General features: G+C 57.6%; 15 protein-coding genes. 13 read left to right on the top strand and 2 right to left on the bottom strand.

Translation table 11 applies throughout. The features are described from left to right. The first annotated feature begins 86 nt into the window (after positions 1–86). The 10 genes from CC94_RS0109100 (at position 87) to CC94_RS0109150 (ending at position 7,866) form a co-directional block, all read left to right on the top strand. The gene (locus tag CC94_RS0109100; RefSeq protein ID WP_005369118.1) at positions 87–1,358 is read left to right on the top strand and encodes a formylmethanofuran dehydrogenase subunit B; all 1,272 of its coding nucleotides are present in this window, start codon (positions 87–89) and stop codon (positions 1,356–1,358) included. Beyond that, positions 1,355–3,019 carry a formylmethanofuran dehydrogenase subunit A gene (locus tag CC94_RS0109105; protein ID WP_031430571.1) on the top strand — a complete coding sequence of 555 codons (1,665 nt, stop codon included), beginning with the start codon at positions 1,355–1,357 and terminating at the stop codon, positions 3,017–3,019. Before CC94_RS0109100 ends, CC94_RS0109105 begins: the two co-directional genes overlap by 4 nt. A gap of 119 nt (positions 3,020–3,138) precedes the next feature. Continuing rightward, positions 3,139–3,399: a DUF2442 domain-containing protein gene (locus tag CC94_RS0109110; protein ID WP_005369124.1), complete on the top strand. Its 261-nt coding sequence runs from the start codon at positions 3,139–3,141 to the stop codon at positions 3,397–3,399. 48 nt (positions 3,400–3,447) lie between these two features. Further along, positions 3,448–3,696: a type II toxin-antitoxin system Phd/YefM family antitoxin gene (locus CC94_RS0109115; protein ID WP_005369126.1), complete on the top strand. Its 249-nt coding sequence runs from the start codon at positions 3,448–3,450 to the stop codon at positions 3,694–3,696. Further along, the gene (locus CC94_RS0109120; RefSeq protein WP_005369128.1) at positions 3,686–3,970 is read left to right on the top strand and encodes a type II toxin-antitoxin system RelE family toxin; all 285 of its coding nucleotides are present in this window, start codon (positions 3,686–3,688) and stop codon (positions 3,968–3,970) included. The genes CC94_RS0109115 and CC94_RS0109120 overlap by 11 nt, the downstream gene beginning before the upstream one ends. Before the next feature lie 145 nt (positions 3,971–4,115). Continuing rightward, positions 4,116–4,376 carry a DUF4160 domain-containing protein gene (locus CC94_RS0109130; RefSeq protein WP_005369131.1) on the top strand — a complete coding sequence of 87 codons (261 nt, stop codon included), beginning with the start codon at positions 4,116–4,118 and terminating at the stop codon, positions 4,374–4,376. Positions 4,377–4,380: 4 nt separating this feature from the next. Beyond that, a complete protein-coding gene (locus tag CC94_RS0109135; protein WP_005369132.1) occupies positions 4,381–4,635 on the top strand; it encodes a DUF2442 domain-containing protein in 255 nt (84 codons plus the stop codon). A 194-nt stretch (positions 4,636–4,829) separates the two neighbouring features. Then, the gene (gene fhcD, locus CC94_RS0109140; RefSeq protein WP_005369134.1) at positions 4,830–5,726 is read left to right on the top strand and encodes a formylmethanofuran--tetrahydromethanopterin N-formyltransferase; all 897 of its coding nucleotides are present in this window, start codon (positions 4,830–4,832) and stop codon (positions 5,724–5,726) included. Continuing rightward, positions 5,723–6,535 carry a formylmethanofuran dehydrogenase subunit C gene (locus CC94_RS0109145; RefSeq protein WP_005369136.1) on the top strand — a complete coding sequence of 271 codons (813 nt, stop codon included), beginning with the start codon at positions 5,723–5,725 and terminating at the stop codon, positions 6,533–6,535. Before fhcD ends, CC94_RS0109145 begins: the two co-directional genes overlap by 4 nt. Before the next feature lie 173 nt (positions 6,536–6,708). Continuing rightward, positions 6,709–7,866, top strand: coding sequence for a cation:proton antiporter (locus tag CC94_RS0109150; protein ID WP_031430574.1), 1,158 nt, complete (start codon positions 6,709–6,711; stop codon positions 7,864–7,866). 415 nt (positions 7,867–8,281) lie between these two features. Here the strand turns inward: CC94_RS0109150 and CC94_RS0109155 are convergent, their stop codons facing one another. Together CC94_RS0109155 and smbP are read right to left on the bottom strand one after the other, a co-directional pair. Continuing rightward, positions 8,282–8,974, bottom strand: a complete 693-nt coding sequence (locus CC94_RS0109155) for a hypothetical protein (protein ID WP_005369154.1) — start codon at positions 8,972–8,974, stop codon at positions 8,282–8,284. A 792-nt stretch (positions 8,975–9,766) separates the two neighbouring features. Then, positions 9,767–10,099 (bottom strand): small metal-binding protein SmbP, encoded by a 333-nt coding sequence (gene smbP / locus CC94_RS0109160; protein ID WP_005369156.1) that lies wholly within the window; start codon positions 10,097–10,099, stop codon positions 9,767–9,769. Positions 10,100–10,816: 717 nt separating this feature from the next. On the opposite strand from smbP, the gene CC94_RS0109170 reads away from it, so the two are divergent. The 3 genes from CC94_RS0109170 to CC94_RS0109180 all read left to right on the top strand — a co-directional run bounded on the left by CC94_RS0109170 (position 10,817) and on the right by CC94_RS0109180 (position 16,181). Then, complete coding sequence (locus CC94_RS0109170) at positions 10,817–12,442, top strand: hypothetical protein (RefSeq protein ID WP_005369157.1); 1,626 nt, start codon at positions 10,817–10,819, stop codon at positions 12,440–12,442. Between the two features lie 107 nt (positions 12,443–12,549). Next, positions 12,550–14,118 carry a PKD domain-containing protein gene (locus CC94_RS0109175; RefSeq protein WP_031430576.1) on the top strand — a complete coding sequence of 523 codons (1,569 nt, stop codon included), beginning with the start codon at positions 12,550–12,552 and terminating at the stop codon, positions 14,116–14,118. Between the two features lie 452 nt (positions 14,119–14,570). Further along, complete coding sequence (locus CC94_RS0109180; RefSeq protein WP_036303861.1) at positions 14,571–16,181, top strand: ShlB/FhaC/HecB family hemolysin secretion/activation protein; 1,611 nt, start codon at positions 14,571–14,573, stop codon at positions 16,179–16,181. The last annotated feature ends 17 nt before the right edge of the window (positions 16,182–16,198 follow it).

Genomic DNA, 16,198 nt, shown 5'->3' on the forward strand with positions numbered 1-16,198 from the left:
TGAGAGTAAAATAGGCGGGATATCATGGGTGCCGGGCTGCAATCGGGTCCGCTCCTCTCATTAGTTTAGTTTGGAAGGACAGCTTGATGACTGAAATAACTGAAGTACCGAGTCCTTTTTGCGGTATCGGCACCGACGACCTGAGCGTTCGGGTCGACGGCCTGGCGCTGAAGGTGACGGCCAACGGTTGTGCGGTGAACACGCCCGCGTTCGAGCAGGCGATTACCGATACCCAACCACGGGTTGACGGCAAGGAGGTCAGTCTGGAAGCGGCCGCGAAAAAGGCGGCAGCGTTGCTCAAAGATACGAAGCTGCCGGTGATAGGCGGCTGCGCGACCGACGTGAACGGAATGCGTGCGCTGCTCGCACTGGCCGACCGCGCCGGCGCGGTGGTCGACAATATGAATTTCTCGGCCGCCCGTAATAATCTCTTGGTCTTACAAGATTCGGGCTGGATGAATACCACGCTGGCCGAAGTCAAAAACCGCTGCGATCTGTTGCTGGTCGTCGGCACCGACCTCGAAGCGTTCGCGCCGCGTTTTTTCGAGCGCTACATCTGGAATAAGGACGCGATGTTCGTCGACGACACCGCAAATCGTCAGGTGATCTATCTCGGCAAGGCGCCGTCGGGCAACGCCTCGACTTCGCCGAACGGCCAAACCGCGAAAGTCCTGACTTGTAACGATGCGGAACTGCCCGGAGTAATCGCAGTCCTACGGGCACTGGTCAAAGGCCGCCCGCTGCAGGCCGAATCGGTCGGCGGGATCGCGGTTGCGGACCTGCAGGCTCTGGCCAACCAGTTGAAGGCGGCGCGCTACAGCGTCGTGACCTGGGCCGCCGGCGCATTGGGATTCCGCCAGGCCGAACTGACCGTGCAGGTTCTGTCCGAAATGATCAAAGACCTAAATGTCTCTACCCGCTGCTCCGGCCTGCCGCTCGGCGGCAAGGAAGGCGACCAGACCGCCAACCAGGTCTGCGGCTGGACGACCGGCTATCCGGCACGGACTCGGTTCTCGCGCGGCTATCCCGAATACGACCCGTACCTGAACGAGGCGAACGCACTGGTCGATAGCGGCGAAGCGGACGCGCTGGTCTGGGTACAGGCGTTCAACGTGAAATCAGTGCCACCGACCGACCATATGCCGACGATCGTGATCGGCCGTTCCGGGATGACTTTCGCGAAAGAACCGGACGTGTTCATTCCGGTCGGCACCCCCGGCATCGATCACGCCGGCCATGCCTACCGGATGGACAACGTGGTCGCGATCCGGCTCAAGAAATTGCGCGATTCCGGCCTGCCGAGCACGGCCGACGCGCTGAATGCGATTGAAAACGCTCTACGCGAGATGACTGTATGATGATAAAACTCACGGGCGGGACCGTCTACGATCCTGCCGCCGGCATCGACGGCAAAAAACAGGACATTTACATTCAGGATGGGCGCATCGTCAAGAAGCCCGCGAAGGACGTGCCGATCGACAAGGAATACGACCTGAAAGGTAAAGTGGTGATGTCCGGCGCGATCGACATGCATACGCATATCGGCGGCGGCAAGGGCAACATCGCCCGGACCCTGCTGCCGGAAGACCACCGCCACGATCCGGTCGCACGTACCGAGTGCACCCGCTCCGGCTGCGGCCATGCGATGCCGAGCACGTTCGTGACCGGTTACCGCTATGCCGAGATGGGCTACACGGCCGGCTTCGAACCGGCGGTGCTGCCGGTCAACGCGCGCCAGGCGCACATGGAAATGGGCGACATTCCTATCCTGGACAAGGGCGGCTACGTGATGCTCGGCAGTGATGATTATCTGCTCAGGATGCTGACCGCGAAAAAAGACCAGAAAGCGGTCAACGACTACGTCGCCTGGACGATCAATGCGGCCAAAGCGATCGGCGTCAAAGTGGTCAACCCCGGCGGCATCAACGCGTTCAAGTTCAACCAGCGCAAGCTCGATCTGGACGAGCAGAACAGCCATTACGGCGTCACGCCGCGGCAGATTTTACAGTCGCTCGCGACCGCGGTGAAGGAACTCGGCGTTTCGCATCCTTTGCACGTGCACGGCTGCAACCTCGGCGTGCCCGGCAACATGGAAACGACGCTGAACACGATCGAAGGGATCGGCGGCCTGCCGATGCACCTGACGCACATTCAGTTCCACAGCTACGGCACCGAGGGCGATTTCAAATTTTCATCTGGCGCGGCGCAGATCGCCGAAGCGGTCAACAAACACAAGAACATCACGATCGATGTCGGCCAGATCCTGTTCGGCCAAACTGTCACCGCCTCCGGCGACAACATGCGCCAGCACGCGAACCACAAGCATGCGAACCCGAACAAATGGGTCACGATGGACATCGAGTGCGACGCCGGCTGCGGGGTCGTGCCGTTCAAATACCGCGACCAGAACTTCGTGAACGCGCTGCAATGGGCGATCGGGCTGGAAACCTTCCTGCTGGTCGACGACCCGTGGCGGATCTTTCTGACCACCGACCATCCGAACGGCGCCCCATTCACCACCTATCCGCACTTGATCCGCTTGCTGATGGACAAGAGTTTTCGAAACGACATGCTCGCGACGCTCCATCCCGAAGCGCAAAAGATGACGACCTTGGCTTCGATCGACCGCGAATACACCTTAAACGAAATCGCGATCATGACCCGCGCCGGCGCGGCGAAGCTGATCGGCCTGCATGACCGCGGCGGACTCAGCCCAGGCAACTGGGCCGACATCACGGTCTACACCGACAACGCCGACCGCGAAAAGATGTTTGAAAAGCCCGACTACGTGTTCAAGGACGGCGATCTGGTCGTCCGGGACGGTAAGGTGATCGCGACCAAGTGGGGCACCACCCATGTCGTCCAGCCCGATTTCGACCCGTCGGTCGAGAAAGGCCTGAAGGACTACTTCGACCGTTATCTGACCATGAAACTCGGCAATTTTAAAATCAGCGACGACGAAATCACCGAAGACGGACGCGGTAGTATTACCGTGCATCCGTTGAAAGGTCGCGCTTAGGTTTTAGGTGGCTCGAGAATGTTGTCCACCTGAAATCAGCCGGTTTTTAGGCATTGTCATCTTTATATGTATTTTGACGAGCATAACCCGCCGCATTTTCATGTCAAATATATAGCGATATGATTGTTAGCGTAAAATCAGCAAAATATCTGGATGCGTACCGGTTGAACCTGGTTTTTGACACCGGCGAATCCGGTGACGTCGATTTACGGGATCTCGTTTTTAAATATGAAGCTGCATCGCCTTTACGAAGCATTGATAATTTTAAATCCTTCAAATTGGACGAATGGGCAACCGTAGTTTGGGATTGCGGTTTTGACGTATCCCCTGAAACGCTTTACGAAAGAGCGACTGGAAAGCGCGTCGACTGGGTTCAATAACTGACAAAGTTCAAGGACCCACACCAAGAATTTCACCGGAGTCATGATATGCCTACTACGATTTTAGCGGAGACAGCCGCGAGCATTGCGGAACTTAAAAAAGATCCGGTCGGCACCGTTGCTGCCGGTGACGGTTTTCCGGTCGCCATTCTTGATCATAACGAGCCGGCTTTTTACTGTATTCCAGCCAAAGCCTATGAGGCACTGATGGATAAGCTGGAAGATGTCGAACTAGCGGCCATCGTTGAGGCAAGAACAAATCAGCCCGAAATAGAAATGGATTGGGATGACCTATAAACTGCGCTTTAAAGAACAAGCGCTGGAAGAATGGAATAATCTCGATCAAACGATTCGCGAGCAATTCGCTAAAAAATTGAGAGGATTGAAGGAAAATCCGCGAATCGATAGCGCGAGGCTAAGCAGCCTGAAAAATTGCTACAAAATCAAATTGCGCAAAGCGGGTTATCGGCTGGTTTACGAAGTACGCGAACAGGAAGTCGTTATCTTGATCGTGGCGATCGGCAAGCGGGAACGGAATCAAGTCTACAAAACAGCGGCAAAACGGCTTTAGAAAAATAAATGTATCCATGATTGAGCACAACTTTATGATTATCAACGGCGTAACGATAGACGCAACCTTCGCGGAAGCGTTTCCGATGAACCCGTAAGGTGGATTCACCGGTAGGTAATCCGCCATAAGCTTTAGGATAAAAACCATGCCGACGATTTCCATGTTTTACGGCATCCTAATCAAAATGTTCTTCGATGATCACGCACCGCCGCATTTTCATGCTGAATATGGCGAATACGAATTGATCGTTGCTATTAGCCCGATCAAAATTATCAAAGGGGATGCGCCAAAGCGTGTTAGATCGATGGTTTTAGAATGGACAGCGCTACATCAGGAGGAATTATTGCTGGATTGGGAACTTTGTAAAAATATGCAACCTCCTGTTGCTATCGAACCCTTGGAGTGATGCCATGTTTTATATCAAAACGATAGAACCGAATGCAGCCAATTACAGCATCAAAATAACGTTTAGCGATAATGTCACGATTATTGCCGATTTTAAAGAGCTATTGGAAAAGGGCGTGATGATCGCATTAAAAAATCCTGCCACTTTTAATCAAGTGCAAATAGGGCATAAAGGCCGTTCAATTCTATGGCCCGAGCAGGATATTGATTTCTGCGCCGACAGCTTGCGATTAAAATTTTATTCGTCGCAAGCCGCGTAAATGTGAAATTTAACATTCCTCCGCTTTGCGATCGCCGTCAGTTTACAATATGAAAATCCTGATAAGTGCTAGTTTGTAAACCGTTTTTCTAACCTTTAAAAATTATGGAACTCTCGATCAGCGATGAAAAAAACAAAGAGTTGCTATGACGGTGGCTGAAAAACAGAATAAAAAACGATAATGAGAAAAACAATATGATTATCAACGGTGTAACGATAGACGCAACTTTTGCCGAAGCGTTTCCGATGAAGGCGACGCGCGCGATCATTACCGCGCAGAACGAAAAATGGGCGATGATTTCCGCGCAGGCGATGACCGGCTTCGCGACCTCGGTGATCGCCTGCGGCTGCGAGGCGGGTATCGAGCGGGTGCTTGACCCCTCCGAAACGCCGGACGGGCGACCCGGCGTCTCGATCATGATCTTCGCGATGGGCGGTAAGGGCTTGGCGAAACAGCTCGAAACCCGCGCCGGCCAGTGCGTGCTGACCTCGCCGACTTCGGCGCTGTTTGCCGGTATAGACGCCGGTAAGCCGATTCCGCTGGGCAAGAATTTGCGCTATTTCGGCGACGGTTTTCAGGTTTCGAAAGTGATCGGCGGAAAGCGTTATTGGCGGATTCCGGTGATGGATGGTGAATTCCTTACCGAAGCAACGACTGGCCAGGTCGATGCGGTCGGTGGTGGCAACTTTCTGGTGCTGGCCGAATCGCAGCCGCAGGCGCTGGCCGCCTGCGAAGCCGCGATTGATGCGATGCGCCAAGTGCCGAATGTGATTATGCCGTTTCCCGGCGGTGTCGTCCGCTCCGGCTCAAAAGTCGGTTCCAAATACAAGGCGCTCGGTGCTTCGACCAACGACGCGTTCTGCCCGACCCTGAAAGGGATGACCCAGACCGAACTGTCATCGGAAGTCGAGTCGGTGATGGAAATCGTGATCGACGGCTTGACCAAGGAAGACATCGACAAGGCCATGCGCGTCGGCATCCAGGCCGTCTGCGACCTCGGCGCCGCGCACGGCATCAAGCGGGTCAGTGCCGGCAACTACGGCGGCAAACTCGGACCGTTCCACTTCCACCTGCAGGAGATCATGGCATGAGCGCGCTCACCTTTACGCTGAAACACCGGCCCGACCAGCGCGTCGACCTATCGCCGTTGGTCTGCCAGAACCTCGAAGGCAAGGAAATCGCCGAGATTGCTGCGCTCGAACTGCAATCCGGCAAGGCGAAACTGCGCGTCGATACCTTGTTCAATATTGCCATGGGCGATGCGCAGAACATCGTGATTAGAAACAGCTTCGGCAAACTCGACTTCATCGGCAAGGAGCTGAATAGCGGCAGTATCGTTGTCGAAGGCGATGCCGGCGCTTATCTTGGCATGGGCATGAAATCCGGCAGCATCCGGGTTACCGGCAATGCCGGCCTGTATGCGGCCTGCGAAATGAAAAAAGGCACGCTCGAAATCGACGGCGACGCCGGCGACTTCCTTGGCGGTGCGCTGCCCGGCAACAAGATCGGCATGAAAGGGGGACTGATCCTGGTCAGAGGTAACGTGGGCGAACGCGCCGGCGACCACATGCGCCGCGGCACTATTCTGATCGAAGGCAACGCGGGCGACTACTGCGGCTCCAGAATGACTGCCGGTACGATCGCGGTGATGGGCCGGACCGGCCGCTACCTTGGCTACGCAATGCGCCGAGGCACCCTGCTGCTGTGGAACCCGCCGCAGCTTCCGGCCAGTTTCAACGATTGCGGCGCGCATACATTGGGATTTTTGCCGATGTTGTTTGCTTCGTTCAAGAGTTTGAACTCGCGCTTTGCCGATGCGGCGGTTGCGTTTAACCGCGTACGACGCTATGCGGGGGATATGGCGGAAACAGGGCGGGGCGAAGTGTTAGTCAAATTGTAGGATGTGCTGAACGAAGTGAAGCGCATCGAGTGCCTTTAGGTATCGTTCGCGATCGATACCCTGAAGGGCACTCGGTGCGCCTCCTTCGTCGGCACATCCTACGGCTTTTCGTCACCGCCAAGACTTAGGCCGGGATATGCACTCATCCCTGGGCAGATACTAAAAAGAATCTGATGAATCACGAAACTGAAGTTTTTTTCGGGCTGCTCGTCGTTTTTGCAGCAGCTCAAATTGGGGCGGAAGTCGCCCAACGCCTTCGACTGCCGGCTCTGGTCGGCGAAATTGCCGCGGGCTGTGTTATTGGACCTTCCGTCTTGGACTGGGTGCATGTCACCGAACCGCTCGAGATGCTGTCAGGGCTTGGCGCGGTACTGCTGCTGTTCTCGGTGGGTTTGGAGAACCGCATCGGCGACCTGCGCAAAGTGGGAGGCAGCGCTACGCTGGTTGGTGTGCTGGGCGTGATCGTCCCGTTCGTGTTGGGCTCCGCATGGGCCAAATGGAGCGGATTCGATACGCCCAAAGCCTTATTCATCGCCGCCGCTTTTGTGGCAACCTCTGCGGGCGTCACCGCAAGAGTGCTGCAAGAGCTCGGTGTATTGGATCGGACCTTCAGCCGAATCATTCTGGGGGCCGCCGTCATCGATGATATATTGGCCATGCTGCTGTTGGGGGTTGTCTCGGCCATCCAAAGCGGCGGCGCCGTTGATGTCACCCATCTGCTTATCGTGCTCGGGCAGGCCATCGCCTTCATTATTCTGATCGCCTGGGCCGGCACCCATATCATGCGCCGCTCTTCGCCCATCCTGGATGCGCCGATCAATCCTTTTTCCGCGCTGACGTTGTCCCTGGCGCTGTGTCTGGCTCTCGCAGATGCGGCTTCTTACCTGGGCCTGGCGGCCATCATTGGCGCCTTTCTGGCCGGATTGATCGCGGCGGAGACACGGCAAAGAGAAACCCTATCGCTGCAGCTTCAGCCGATTCTGGCCTTCCTGGTGCCTTTCTTTTTCGTGGTGACCGGCGCGCAAGTCGATCTGGCGGGATTGAGCGAGCTCTCGACATTAGGGGCGCTCGCCGGTATTACGCTGTTGGCCGTGGTAGGAAAACTGCTGGGGTGCGGGCTCGGCGCCTGGTCCTTGGGCCGAAAATCAGCCCTGATCGTTGGCGTCGGCATGGTGCCGCGCGGCGATGTGGGCATCATCGTGGCCAGCCTGGGCCAACATGCCGGCATCATCAATAACGAAACTTATACTCTGCTGATCGCGATGGTGCTGTTGACTACGGTCGTCGCGCCGCCGCTGCTTTCACTCATTCTTTCTCGTGAAGCCGCGTAGGTTGGGTTGCCAAAAAGCAGGCAACCCAACAATTATGGCTTTCGATATGTTGGGTTGTCTTCGCCAAACCCACCTGCAACCCGTTGTAACTTTCGGCCTCCGCTTAATTCGTGACCTATAGCTAACCTGATATCTGTAGGGCGGATTCGCCGTCAGGCAATCCGCCGCGCTTTGAAGCCTATTGGCGTTTTGCTATCGCGAAAACGCCCTACAGGGCTTACTCTTACGGGTTCAGCCCGTAGGGTACGCTGTGCGTACCTTTCGACATCGAGGGTACGCACTCGGCAACTGCTCCATGCGTTGCCCTAACTCCCGCATCCCTGCAGTCGAGCGTACCCCTACGGGGCTGGCCGGACTTAACGGCAGGGCGCCCTTCAGAAGGTGAGGACTTCCCTACACGCGGTATGAAAATGCTCTAGTCGGTGGCAAAGCAGTAGAAGTAGCCGGCGCCTCCGGTGCTGACCAGGTCAGTCTGGCTGCAGCCTTTGCTGTCATGGGTCGAATTCCACGATACGTTGCCGCCGGTGGCGCCGCGGTTGGTGCGGTCGGCATGACCGACTCTAACCGACCCTTCGCCGCTGCTCGTGTAGTTCTTGCAGGTGTGGTCGGCCGCGTCGGTATAAGCCCTGCCGTCGGGCTTGGAGCCGGTAATGATATCGTGCTGGTTCGGAGCCTCGCCCACGCCCTTGATCGGCTCGCCCTTTTCGGTGAGCGTTGTCTTCCGATGTACATTGTTGCCGAGCTGGCCGAGCTCCACGGTGTCGCCGTGCAGGTGGGCGATGTCGTTGGCGACGATGGCGCCATTCGCATTGGCCCAGGGTCCTTGGCCGATACGGTCGCGGGCATTGACCGCGGGCTGGCCGCCGTCCGCCTGCGTACTCAGATAGGCCCTCCAGGTCCGGTTGCCGGCGCCGACGGCACCGGCCAGTTTCTGGCAATGCGCGTCGGCGCCCGCCAGCCCTCCGAGATTCGCGCCGTTGCCGATACCGCTGCTGGTTACGAAAAATCCCAGCGGCGGCTTCGCGGCTTCTTGGGGCGGTTGCGCCGCACAGGAAACATGGGCGCTCAGAACGATCAAGGCGACAAGAAAGCTATTTTTTTTATTCATCTTTTCTCAATTAGGGTTCAACAAAAACGGTGGTGAAGAGCAGCGCCGTGTAGGTCGGGCACGTTTTTTGTGCCCGACATTTTCGATGTAACGGTATGAGGTCACGGTTACGGATCATCGAACGGCCTCTTCGCTGCCCAAATGTCGGGCAACGGTGGAGCTGTTGCCCGACCTACTGGGCTATTTTTTTTATTCATCTTTTCTCAATTAGGGTTCAACAAAAACGGTGGTGAAGAGCAGCGCCGTGTAGGTCGGGCACGCTTTTTGTGCCCGACATTTTCGATGTAACGGTATGAGGTTACGGTTACGGATCATCGAACGGCCTCTTCGCTGCCCAAATGTCGGGCAACGGTGGAGCTGTTGCCCGACCTACTGGGCTATTTTTTTTATTCATCTTTTCTCAATTAGGGTTCAACAAAAACGGTGGTGAAGAGCAGCGCCGTGTAGGTCGGGCACGCTTTTTGTGCCCGACATTTTCGATGTAACGGTATGAGGTCACGGTTACGGATCATCGAACGGCCTCTTCGCTGCCCAAATGTCGGGCAACGGTGGAGCTGTTGCCCGACCTACTGGGCTGGGTTTCAGGCGATGATTCGAAACCAGGACCTCTTCAAACAGGGCAAAGTTGGGCGCAAAGCATGCCCGACCGGGATTCGAATGCAGTATTGACGTCGCGGACGGGTTTGGGAAACCTCGCGGCGTTGGAGACAGCGTAAAGCCGATCTGAAAGGGTGGGGACGGGCCTGAAACCCGCCCCGCGGGAACGTGGAGGGTGGAGCTAACCCCGCATGATCAGCTGTTGCCTGCCTTCAGATGCGAAACGGCTTCTTCGGCATGTTGAGCGGCGACTTCGGCGTGATCCTGTTTGCCGTGCGCGATGGCTTCTTCCAATGCTTTAATGCCGGCCGTTACGTGGGTTTTGGCTTCGCCGCTGGCGACGCTTTCGGCTTTCTGGGCGTGTTTGAGCGCATTTTCGGCATGATCGACCAATTGCGGCGCATGCCCGGCCTTACCGTGGGACAGTGCATGTTCGGCGTGTTTCAGCGCTTCGGCGGCATGTTCCTCGGCAAAAGCGCCGGTGCTTGCAAATAATAAGGCCGCGATGATCGCGATATGCTTTTTCATAAATTCACCTGATATATAGGGTATGGGGTTTAATTTCGAAAATAACGGAACGCCAGACAGGGCCGATTCGTTGCGCAAAAGTTTTGGATTCCTTTTGCGACAACAGGGCTTTGGCATCGTTTGCCGTCGAAATTTAATGGTCAATTTATGTGCCAACATTTAATTCCATGATTTTAAATAAAAAGCCGAACCGCAGGACGAATGCGCTGCTGGCTGCCGGGCAGGGATTGCTGGCGTCCTGTCCGCCGGTCAGCAGGCACCGGGCGGGCGTCATGGAATAGGATTGGGTAAAAGGCTCCTTGGGATCCGGTTAATAATAATTTTCCTCATGATTCCCGCGCCGAGCACTCGTCGTTATACCCAATCCCCGCAAAGCTCCGGTATTGGAGTTCAAAGCTTGCTTTGAACGTCGTATTCAGGCGTGATCCACAAAGCCGGTTTTGGACTCCTGCAGGCCGGGTATCGGCTCAGGTTCCCGCTCAGAAAGTTATTTTTAGCCGCATCCTTATGAAGAAATATTGGTGATACAGCAACAGAAGGTCAACAGTTGCTGCTTCCATGCCAACAGTTCGGAGGTGGAATTTCAAATAAATATTTCATATTATCAGTATGTTACGTGTTGGCATGGTTTTTTCTTGATATTGGGTTCAGCCGTAGACTCCGATCTCGGCATCTGCCCGGATTCTTCCGAATCAATATCATTTGAGGATATGCCTTATGAAAAAATCACGACAACTGGCTTTTGCCATTTCCCTGCTGGCCGGCGCCCAGTCCGCCAGCGCCTTGACCCCCTGGACGGACGGCGCGCCGGATCTGATCGTTTATACCTCCGGCGGCGCGGCGCAGGACCAGGCCATCAATCGGGTCGTCTCGGTTACGCTGGCGGCGCCGGGCACCCTGGATACGTTCAGTGACGTTTCCGGGTCCAGCATCGGCGGACGCTGGCAGTCGTTTTACTTTACCGGCAACGCGAATTTGTCCGGCGGGCTGGCCGGCAAGAAAATCGTGCTGGAAAAACGCTCTTACGGCGCCGCCGGCTATGGCGTTATCCCTTTGTTCGCCAATAACAGCGAGGGGCTGCCGCTGGAGCATTTGAATATTGTCGGAACAGGCTTGGCCGACTGGGAGGTCGACGGCGCGGAAGGCGGCAAGAAGTGGAAGAAAACCATCAGCCAGGCCAATGCGGCTACGTATCTGACCAAAGTCGTTTCCGACGGCGGTTTTCTGGGCGTGGACCCCGACATTCTGCTGAAACCGAATACCGAAAATTATCCGGAGCAGGTGAATGAAGTGATCACCGGCGCGCCGGAACCCGATTGGCCTCTCACGTTGAATCAGGTTCCCCAGGGGTTTACCCAGGTTTCTACCGGAGGATTGGTTTACGGGGTGGCGGTAACCGAAGAGCTGTATAAAGTGCTGCAAGCCGCTCAGAAAAGAGCCGGCTCGCTGCCGGACTCGGTGACGATCGGTGCTTACGACGCCAATTCGTTGCCGAATCTGAACCGGAACCTGTTGGCTTCGCTGCTGGCCGGCAAGATCGCGAGCTGGGAGCAGGTCAAGATCGTCGACAAAAACACCCATGATGCGGTCAGCCTGGTCGAGGTGGCTGCCGATGCCGGCATTGCGGCGCCGTTCACGAACGGCGACGGCAAAACGCCGGTCGGCGTCAGCCGGCGCAACAAAGGCGCGGCGGTTGGCGCGGTTGCTTACGCCAAGTTCCTGAATTATCCCGGTACCGCCAACGCGAATAAGCCGGCGGATAACACGCCGGACGGCGATGAAGACATTGCGGCCCCGATCGTCAAGTCTCCCGGCGGCGTCAACGCGACGAACAATTTGCTGAAAGACTGGAACAGCGGCACCAATGCCTCCGGCCTGAATCCGGGATTGCAGAAAATCTGGGGCATCGCGGTCAACACCGGCGACAAGGATGCGGGCGTGAATCCCTGGCGCTACGTGAAGATCGACGGTTTCGCGCCGACGATCGAAAACGTCGCGGCTGGCGTTTATCCGAGTTGGGCGGAAGGCGTCGTGCTCTATCGCACCAATAAATCCAGCGACTCGCAATGGGCCGATAAAAAGGCGCTGCTGAAGACGTTCGCGGACGATCTGGGCAGTCCGGCCGTTGCCAAAGCCGTGAATACGAACCTGCCTTTCGGCATCAGCGGCATTTTTGCGACCACCAAAGATCCGCGCGGCTTTACCGCGGAGATTCCGTTCAACCCTGACAACCCCGTGGTTCCGTTGACCCATTTCTGCGAGGCCACCGGTTCGACGCAGACCAGTATCGTTCCGGTGGCCGACGACCAGGCCACGGGCGGACTTCAAATCCAGTTGAAATAGGCCGGCAGGTTCGAGGAACTCAAGATGACTTTATTATCTATTCGTTATACGGAGCGGCTGTTTTCGCCGTTCCCTGGCATACGGCCGGGCCTCGCGCCGGCGACGCGTTGCGGCTGATCGCCGGGCTTTTAGCGCTTGCCTTTGCGCTGTCCGTTTCGCCGGCGGCGGAAGCGGCCAGCAATAAAAAGCCTCAGGCCAAGATCGCCAAGGTCGCGCCGGCGAACGAAGGCGAGCCGGTAACGCTGGATGGCAGCCTCAGTTCCGATCCGGAAGGCGGTCCGCTGACCTATGCCTGGACGCAAATCAAGGGCACGCCCACCGTCGCGGTCAGTGGCGCGGCTACGTCCAAGCTGACCCTGACGGCGCCGCCGATTCAAAAGACCGATAAAAAAACCAAGCCGGTCAAGTTCACGTTCCAACTGGCCACCACCGACGATCAGGGCGCGACGGTCGTCAAAAAAACCGTGCTGACGGTCAAGCCGCTCAATGCGCCGCCGCTGGCGGACGCCGGCCCCGCCATTAGCGCGGGCTTTTCGCAAAACGTGGCGTTGACCAGCCTGAGTACCGATCCCGATGCCGCGCGCGGCGGCCGGATTGTCAAGTACCAGTGGAAGTACCTTAAAAAGAAAAGCGATCCCAAGGTCAAATTGAACAACGCCAAAGCCGCGCAGGCCTCGTTTACGAGTCCTTCGACGCCCGCGCAGTTGGAGTTTCAACTGACCGTGATCGACAACGACAAAGCGAAGGCGACCGATACGGTCATTGTGACGGTCGCCGACGTGCAGCCGTTGAATGCGGCGTTCTCGCTGGATAAAAAGGCGCTGGCGCCGGGCGAAACGGCGACCGCGGGCGCTTCCGGAATCACCGGCGGCAAGGGGCCTTACAAAGTCAAGTTCGAATGGGGCGACGGCTCGGCGGCCGAAGAGATTCAATTGGCCGCCGGCGAGACCTCGAAAACCCGGAGCCATCAGTACGCGAACGCGGGCAGCTTTACTCAAAAAGTCACCGTGATCGATGCGGACGGCACGCAAAAAGCCGGTCCCGGCGAAACCGTGACGGTGACGGCGCCGGTGCCGCCCGCGTTGGGGGCCTCGTTGAGCGTCACGTCGACCACGCTGACGGCCGGCGGCCAGCTCACCGCGCAAGCCACGGCGATTACCGGCGGCACGGCCCCCTATACGGTTGCGTTCGATTGGGGCGACGGCAGTCAGGCGACTCAGGAAACCCTGGGCAGCGGCGTGACCTCCAAGGCGAGCAGCCACGTCTATGCCGGCGCGGGAACCTACAGCTTGACGATTACGGTAACTGACAGTGCCAGCGGCAGCAAGACGCAAACGTTCCAGATTACCGTTTCCAATCCGCAGGCGCCGGCCTTGGGCGGAACGTTGAGTCTGACGCAGGCGACCGTGCCCTTCAATACCCCGGTCGAAGCGAAGATCGACATTACCGGCGGCACCGGGCCCTATCAGGTGACGTTCGCCTGGGGCGACGGCCAAAGCGACGGCCCGACCCCGTTGAATTCGGGCATCGCGTCCGCGACCGGCAGCCATTTCTACGGACTGGTCGGCGGTTACACGATCACCGCGACGATCACCGACGCGAACAACGCGACGAAGGTGGTCACCGCGAATGCGGCGGTCAGCCCGGTCGATGCGCCGCTGGCGGCTTGCCAATAGGCAGGAGGCCGACACATAGGACTCGCCGATTCGGCGGCAGGGATGCGCCAGGAGAAAACGGGGATACGCCGCAACGGCATCCGCGAGTTTTCATCGGGACCGAGCCGAGGGCTTCGGCTCGGCCCCGTTTTTGGCATCTATTAAAGGGGGGAGAGTCCGCTCCAGCGTTCCGGCACCGCGCCGGAATTTTTCAGTCAAGCATGCGGTTCGGGGACGCGCCTTCCGCCCCGCGCCGTATCGCCTCTTCATGGCCTGCGGCGGCGGAAGATTCCGCCGCCGCAGGCCATACCGCATTCGGGGCTGTTGATTTATCAGCAGCCTTTCAGCAGTTGCTGCTGGCAAAGCAACACCCAAATGCTCTGTCATGATGGAAATTCTTTATTAATTCAATGAGATGATGAATGGCACAGGATGTGCTAGGCGACTGGATATATTACGGTTATTTCAAATCTATGCATAAATTCATCGGACGCACCCTGTTGACATGGGGCGTTATTTCCCTATTCCCGCCGGCCTGGCCATCGGCCCATGCCGAGCCCGCTGCCGAAACGGAAGAGGTTCCGCCCGCGTTCGACCTGCTGATGTTTCAGGTGGACGGCAATACGGTGCTGGACCCGCAGTTGATCGAAAAAACCGTGTACCCGTTTCTCGGCCCCGGAAAATCGATCGAGGATGTCGACAAGGCCAGGCAGGCGCTGGAAGACGTGTACCGCAAAAACGGCTATCCGACGGTAATCGTCGAAATTCCCGAGCAGGATGTGGTGAACGCCTCGGTACGCCTGCAAGTGGTCGAAGGCACGGTCGAACGGCTGAAGATTTCCGGCTCCCGCTATTACGAACTGGGCAGGATCCGGGCCGATATTCCTGCCCTGGCGGCGGGCAAAGTGCCGCACATGCCCGAGGTTCAACAGCAGTTGACCGCCTTGAACCAGACTTCGGCGGACCGCCAGGTCACGCCGGTGTTCCGCGCCGGCGACACGCCGGGCAAGACCGAAGTGGAGCTGCATGTAAAGGACGAAGTCCCGCTGCACGGCAGCCTCGAAGTGAACGGCCGCAATCCGGAAAGCACCTCGCGGACGCGCCTGATCGGCTCGCTGCGTTACGACAACTTGTGGCAGCGCTTTCACAGCGCGTCGCTGCAGTACCAGGTGTCTCCCGAAAATTACGACGAGGTGGAAGTCTGGTCGGGCACCTATGTGCTGCCGACCGGCTGGGCCGATACGCGCCTGGCTTTATACGGGATCGGCATCAATTCCAATACCGCGATCGGCACCAGCGTGGGCGGCCTGACCGTGGTCGGCAGCGGCGATATTTACGGCGCGCGCCTGATCAAGCCGTTCGGCCTGCAAGAGAATGTCACCCACAGCCTGACCCTGGGCTTCGATTACAAGAGTTTCAACCAGGGTGTGACGTTGCAGGGCCAGGACATGGCGCCGACCCCGGTCAGTTATCCGGCCTTTCAAATCGGCTATGACGGCAGTTGGCGGCAGCCGGGCGCGCTCACCAGCTTGGGCGCGGCCGCCAATTTTTCGGTCCGCGGGCTGGGCAGCGATCCGCAGGAATTCGAAAACCGGCGCAAGGACGCGCCGACCAACTACGCCTATCTGACGGCCAACCTGAAACACTTGCGCGAATTGTTCTGGGATTTCCGGCTGGCGGCCCGCGCGTCGGGACAGCTGTCCTACAGCCCGCTGATCAGCAACGAACAGTTTTCCGCCGGCGGCCCAATGAGCGTGCGCGGCTACCACCAGACCCAGCAACTGGGCGACGACGGCCTGAACACTTCCCTGGAACTCCAGTCGCCGCTGTTGAAGCGGCAGGATTGGGACTTCGTCGACAATTTGCGCCTGAGCGCCTTTATCGATTACGCCTACCTGTGGATACAGGATCCGCTGCCGGATACGCCGTCTTTCTACCGGCTGGCCGGCGCGGGCATCGGCCTGCACGCGCAGCTGTTCAAGCACTGGAACGGCGAAGTGGAATGGGCTTATCCGTTCTACCGGCAGGGCACGGTCGATGTCGGCAACCAGCGCATCGATTTTCGCCTGGCCTATGAATTTTAATTTTGCTGCAACCCTAT

It is taken from the genome of Methylomicrobium agile (genome assembly GCF_000733855.1).
Classification (GTDB): Bacteria; Pseudomonadota; Gammaproteobacteria; order Methylococcales; family Methylomonadaceae; genus Methylomicrobium; species Methylomicrobium agile.